Source organism: Deferribacterota bacterium, from assembly GCA_034189185.1.
In the GTDB taxonomy this organism is placed as follows: domain Bacteria; phylum Chrysiogenota; class Deferribacteres; order Deferribacterales; family UBA228; genus UBA228.
This window is the reverse complement of record JAXHVM010000120.1, coordinates 1-5,554: the sequence shown is the minus strand read 5'-3', so window position 1 is coordinate 5,554 and position 5,554 is coordinate 1. Positions and strand designations below refer to the sequence as shown.

Sequence of the window (5,554 nt, the reverse complement as noted above, 5' to 3'; positions counted from 1 at the left end):
TTAATATTTCTTAACACATCAATATCGTTTAATTTCTCATATAATCTCTCTTCTACATTAGTGATAGCACAGTTATTAAAAAACTGCTTAATTTTTAGCATCCTCGGTATTTCGATGTTTTTTAATAGTTCATTAATAACACTCATAATATACCCCCTACGTTTTTTTACGCTCTATAGGTTTAATATCCTTTAGCATAAACATATAAATAAGAGCCGTAATAAAACAACATATCCCAGATATTACTAAGGCAATAACATATGAGCCTGTTGCCCCTATTATTATACCATTAACAATTGGTCCAATAATACCACCACAATTTGATGCAGTATTTTGTATACCTCCCAATACTGAGGTCATATTACGTGGTGCAATATCCCCTGGTAAGCTCCAAATAGCACTTGCTGCAAAAGCTAGCCCAGCATAACAAAGGCACATTAAAATAATTGCCAAAATATCAGACTCTGCAAAGGCTGCAAAAGCAATTGACACAGAAACTAGCATCCCACCAACTAAATTAATCTTACGCGCCACACTAAGAGAACCAGTCTTTTCATACATAAAGTCTGTAAAAATCCCCCCACTCCACTGCCCAATAATGCCACAAAGAGGTGGTAACATTGCAAAATAACCCATCTTTATAATCTCCATCCCCCTTTCATCAACGAGATATGCTGGGAACCAGGTAATAAAAAAATACATCGTATAATTAAATAAGAAAAACCCTAAACACATGGCAATGACATTTCGATATTTTAACAATTCATACCAGCCCATAGGTTGAACTTTATCTATACCCTCTTTCTTTAGTTGACCATCCCTTATATAAGACAGCTCTAACTTATTTATTTTTTTATGTTTTTCAGGATCATCATAATATAAAAACCAGAAAACTGCCCAAATTAATCCAATTATACCACAGACAACAAAAGGCACTCTCCAGCCAAATGCAGCAACCATCCAAGCCACAAGTGGCATAGCAAAGGCTGTTCCAAATTTGGTGCCACTATCAAACAAAGCTGTAACCTTACCACGCTCTTTATCTGGAAACCATTTAGCAGTAATTCCAGCATTGCACGGATATGCTCCAGCTTCCCCTATGCCCATAAAAATACGTGCATTTATTAAGCCTGCCACACTCCTTGCTAGAGCGGTAAATACTGTTGCCAAAGACCACCATATAACTGATATACCCAAACAAAGCTTTTGACCTATTCTATCAGCCACAAAACCAGCTGGTATTTGAAATGCTGCATAACTCCAGAAAAAAGCAGACATAACTATTCCCATTAACTCTGGGCCTATCTTTAAATCCCTCATTATTTCTGGTGTTGCAGCAGACATAACTGTTCTATCAAGATAATTAATAGCAATTGCCGCCCACATAAATATAGCAATAACAAAGCGCACTTTGGTTCTTTTCATAATCTACCTCATTAACTATTTAAAATTAAAACTTTCTCTGTAATAATATTTATCAACAAAAGCCTCAAAAAATTTTTAGCGTCTATATAAAAAATACTTTTTTAAAACCAATCAATGACATTGATAATGAAAATAAAATTGCAGCAACACACAGTATTATCATTACATAGTAAGAAATTGTACCCTTTTTACCTAGAAGACCATCCTTGAAAGCAATATATCCAGAAAGTATTGAAATAAGAGGTGTAACAAGTAAAATCAAAGCTTGTGCCATTACGGTAATTGGAACTGGTCTGCCTGTTAAAATGCCTAAAACACCACTAAAAGCCCATATTGCACCTAAAATTCTAAAATAGGGCCTTTTACAATTTCTTTCTAATTTGAAGATATCTGAGATACACCAAATTGATACAAGTGCGTTAGGTAGCGCCGAGGATAAACCTGCGCCGATAATACCTATAGTAAAAAGCAAAACAGTATATTCTCCTGCTAGTGGTCTTAAATTTTCCGCCATCTGGATGGATGTAAAATCTATGGGAGCAATATTTTTCAATATATCAGAATGATATAGGGCAGCTGTAGCACACATTACAACTGCTATACTTAATATAGCCATACCAATAACAGAAATTAATGCGTCCACTGACTCTTTTTTTAAATCAATTTTAGTCCAACCCTTATCTAGTATGAGATATGAACGCATAATAAGGATACCGCTTGAAAATGTTGTTCCAACACAAGCTGCTGTTGCCCAGCCAGAAAATTCACCTTTAGGAATACCTTGAGATAAATCTAAAAAATTAAAGCCCTGTTTAAATAAAACTATAAATAATGTTATAATAAAACTTATGCCAAATATTGCAACAAGCCACTTCAAAATAGATTCAAACCTTCCATAGTTGCCAAAATAGATAGCTAGAAATATAAGTAGTCCCCAAAAAGCTGCTGGATATAATTTATTGATTTCTAACAATTCTCCTGTTGCTTCACTTACAACACCAATTACACCCATTGTTGAAAAAAACTGTGTAAAAGCTATAGCAAAACCTACTAATATTAACGCCCATGAGCCAAAGTGATTTTTGAATTGTATTAATATAGAAGTTGTATTATAACATGAAACCCTGCCAATTACTGTTACCATAACCCACGTAAATAAACATGATAAAACTATTGCCCAAATAAGCTTTAAGCCAAAATAGGCACCTACAGTACTCATTGTTGATACTGAGCCAGTTCCTATATTAGCACCTATTAAGAATATCCCTGGCCCATATCTTTTGAAAAACGATTCTTTACTCATAACAATTATCTAATTAATTAAAATATCCTTTGAGGCTATCTTTTTTGCTAACTCTAAAATATTAGAGAAGGGAGCCTGACCTTTTTCAACGAATTCACCTAATACATTTGATAATACCCTTCTAAATAGCTCAATCCTGCTACCAAAGGATATTATTTTACGCGAGTCCGTAGTAAAACCTGAAAAGTTAGCAATTAAATCAACAGATGAAATGTATTTGAAGCAGAACTCTATGCCAAAGGGTGAGTCATTAAACCACCACGGCGCCCCTATAAATACATTAGGATAAGCCCTTGCAAGCGTTGCTATCGTTGGTAAATGAAAGGGGTCTAATATATACAGTATTATATTAAATTTACCGTCAAAGTGATTGAGAAAATCTTTTAAATTTAGAGCAATCTCTATATTGTTTGTTGAAACATCACCTCCTGAATCTGGCCCCAAACTATCAAATAGGCTTTTTCTATAATCCCTTATTGCTCCTATATGATATTGGGCAGACATTCTATTTTCACTATATAATTCACCTAGATAAAAAAGCATGAAGGCCTTAAAATCCTTTATCTCTTTGTCAGTCAATGCGTTATGTGATAGTTTTTTATAATAAATTTCTTTTGCTCTTTCCTTTTCTACATAATGACCATATGGAATGAATAATCCCTGATCTGAAATTTGGCAGCCAAACTCCTTAAAATATAATAATGCACTAGATAAGGCATCTAAAAAGCCATCAAAAGATGAGGCATCTTTATTAAATTTTTCACAAAGCTCATTACTGAAATTTATGAAATCATCCCTTTCTATGTTATAAGCTTTATCAGTTCTGAATGCTGGCAGCACCTTATAAGGTGTATTAATATTCTTAAAATTCTCTAGATTATCTAAAACATCGCTTACTATACACATCTTTTCTATATTAGCATTTTTGATTATATTTACTGGTTTAAAAGAATCTTTTTTTAGTATTTCCTTTGATTGTTCCCAGATTTTTTCTGCAGAATCGATAGAAATCTCTTCATTTATGTTTAAATTTCTCCTTAAATCTAAATGTATCCATTCATAAAGGGGGTTTCCAATAAAATCTGGAAATACTTCAGCTAATTTACACCATTTTTTCTTATTTGAAGCACTGCCTGTTATAAACCTTTCATCAACATCCCTTCTTCTCATTAACTCCCATACATAGTGATCAGTTTCCCCTTCTAACTGCCAGATATCTTCAAAATTTTTATTTTCAAACAACTGATTAATATCAACGTGGTTATGAATATCATAGAAAGGCAAATCCTTAATTGCTTCATAAATCATTATTGAAGGTTTATTTACTAAAAGATAATTATCCTTTAAAAAATCATCCATATAGACCCCCTTAAATTATAAGAAATGTATTTCAATAGCGTTATAGCCTAACATAGAAGCATTCTTTATTATATCTTTTAGGTTACCCCTTAATACTATAGGTGCATTACAATCTACATTGAAAGGTGCAACCGCTATACTAAACTTCATATTATCCCATTAAGTTAAGTCCCTTCTGTAATAAAATATTTAGTTTTTCAGCTATTACTTCTCTAAAAGGTATTATATAAGCACTTTCTATAGAACATAACCTCTGATCCATTAGAATCTTATCTAAAAAGTCATCTAACAATATTTCTTTTCTTTTATAAGCCTGCCAGAGATTATACAGATCATTTAATATGCTAACTTCATCAATAAGTTGAATTTCATTATTGTTATAAAAATAGATTAAATTGTTATCTACCCATTTAGAATCCTTAAACAGATATATTAAAAGGGCATAAGAAAAGGTTATTAAAGGTGGGAAATTCTTATAGATCTCATAATATTTGTTAATTGTGGGAAATAGGCGTATCTGAAATTTTGTTATAGAATTTACAAATATATCACTCCATTTATGTTCTATATAAGGATTTTTAAATCGCTCTATTACATTATTTGCAAAATTTAAAACCAATTCTCTATCATATGGCAGAGTTGGAATAATTTCATTAAAGATTATTCTATTTAAACAGTCATTTAACTTTTCATCTACAAATATATCTTTTACATATTGCACTTCTCTTAATAGAGCAATTGTAGCCAAACTTGTATGCGCTCCATTTAAAATCCTAAGTTTTAATTGCCTATATTTTGATATATCACTGCTGAATACCACATTAATGTCAGCCTTATGAAAAGGCAAAACTTCTTTTATGGTATCAGTTTCTTCAATAGCAAATAGATGATAGGTTTCTGCTAGTGTTAAAAAATTATCCCTATATCCAATCTCTTTGAATATCTCTTCTGCCCTCTTTGAAGGATAACCTGGAACTATTCTATCAACTAGCGTGTTAATAAATAGATTTGAAGTTGTTACCCAATCCTTAAAGTCAGTCTCTAAAGCCCACAAATCTATATATTTTAAAACTATATCTTTTAAAATAGAGCCATTGTTTTCTATTAATTCTAAGGGGAGAATAATAAATCCATCTGCACAATTACTAGATTTATATCTTTCATGTAATAATCTTGTTAGCTTGGCTGGAAAGCTTTCTGGAGGAACATCATCATATTTATCACTAGCGTTAAAGCATATGCCTCTTTCAGTGGTATTTGTTACAATAACTTTTATATTTTGATTTTTCGCAAGTTCCAAAACATCTTGCCAATTATAATATGTATCAATTGCCTCTCCAATAGAGCTAATTATTTCTTTTTTATATACTTTTTCCCCTTTTTCAATGCCAGCGGTTATCAACGTAAATAGACAATCTTGTGCTATTAATTTATCTAGACTGCCTTTCCTTGGCTTTACAACAGCAA

At 32.1% G+C, this 5,554-nt stretch carries 5 protein-coding genes; all 5 read right to left on the bottom strand.

Annotated features, from left to right (window positions below):
- Nucleotides 1-156 precede the first annotated feature (156 nt).
- Nucleotides 157-1,425: an MFS transporter gene (locus SVN78_07975; GenBank protein ID MDY6821542.1), complete on the bottom strand. Its 1,269-nt coding sequence runs from the start codon at nt 1,423-1,425 to the stop codon at nt 157-159.
- A gap of 82 nt (nt 1,426-1,507) precedes the next feature.
- Nucleotides 1,508-2,728 carry a divalent metal cation transporter gene (locus SVN78_07970; GenBank protein ID MDY6821541.1) on the bottom strand — a complete coding sequence of 407 codons (1,221 nt, stop codon included), beginning with the start codon at nt 2,726-2,728 and terminating at the stop codon, nt 1,508-1,510.
- Nucleotides 2,729-2,737: 9 nt separating this feature from the next.
- Nucleotides 2,738-4,087 carry a glucuronate isomerase gene (uxaC, locus tag SVN78_07965; GenBank protein MDY6821540.1) on the bottom strand — a complete coding sequence of 450 codons (1,350 nt, stop codon included), beginning with the start codon at nt 4,085-4,087 and terminating at the stop codon, nt 2,738-2,740.
- A gap of 15 nt (nt 4,088-4,102) precedes the next feature.
- Nucleotides 4,103-4,237 carry a hypothetical protein gene (locus tag SVN78_07960; GenBank protein MDY6821539.1) on the bottom strand — a complete coding sequence of 45 codons (135 nt, stop codon included), beginning with the start codon at nt 4,235-4,237 and terminating at the stop codon, nt 4,103-4,105.
- A 1-nt stretch (nt 4,238) separates the two neighbouring features.
- A partial coding sequence (locus SVN78_07955) for a tagaturonate reductase (GenBank protein ID MDY6821538.1) occupies nt 4,239-5,554 on the bottom strand: 1,316 nt, incomplete at its 5' end.